The organism is Grimontia sp. AD028 (assembly GCF_000973155.1).
Classification (GTDB): Bacteria; Pseudomonadota; Gammaproteobacteria; order Enterobacterales; family Vibrionaceae; genus Enterovibrio; species Enterovibrio indicus.
Window position 1 is genome coordinate 1 of sequence record NZ_LASY01000218.1, and the last position, 866, is coordinate 866.

The following is an 866-nucleotide window of genomic DNA, read 5'->3' on the forward strand; positions in this document are numbered from 1 at the left end:
GCAACCGTGACTGACACCGCAGGTAACACCTCGGCATCAAGCACAGAAACCGGATTTACCGTTGATACCACCGCACCAAGTGCAACAACCACTCAGCTCACTATTAATCCAATTTCTGCAGACAATATTGTCAACGCAGAAGAGAGTAACAGTTCCATATCAGTAACTGGATCTGTCTCTGGTGAATTCACAGCCGGAGATTTGGTTACTATTTCTGTTAACGGAAATGACTTCTCGGGTACTGTATCTTCTTCAGGTCAGTTCTCAATCTCGGTTCCAGGTAACCAATTAGTCGCCGATCCTAACTCAACCATCAATGTCCAATTGGAAGCAACTGATACCGCAGGTAATACTGGCGTTATCACCTCCACTCAGAGCTATGGTGTTGATCTCGCAGCACAAGCTGTCATCACTCTGGATGCCAATATCGCTGGCGATGGTGCAATAAACTATGCGGAATCTCAGCAAAACATCGATATAACCGGTGTCGTTCGAGGGGATGTAAAACCCGGTGATATTGTCACCGTGACAGTTAACAGCACAGACTATACGGGCGTAGTCAAGTCTGATAATACGTTCTCGGTTGCGGTCTCCGGAGCAGATCTTGCTGCTGCAGGTGATAAAACCGTTACCGCTAGCGTAACGGCTATCGACAATGCAGGGAACTCCATCACCGTTTCTGATTCAGAGACCTACACAATATTTAAGGCGAAGGTAGAGTCCGTTACTCACCTACGCGATGGCGTAGAAGGCGGAACAACGCCAGGTTGGACAGTCAATTTTGACCAAGCAGCACTTGAAGACACCACTGTTCGTCTGAATTTCAACGACAGCTACCATCAGGCAAAATTTGGCGAAGATTATTC

1 protein-coding gene is annotated in these 866 nt (G+C 47.2%); it reads left to right on the forward strand.

Features of this window, described 5'->3' with window-relative positions; genetic code table 11:
- Positions 1–866, forward strand: an 866-nt coding sequence (locus tag RN22_RS24390; protein WP_046308524.1) for an Ig-like domain-containing protein, incomplete at both ends; no start/stop codon positions are given.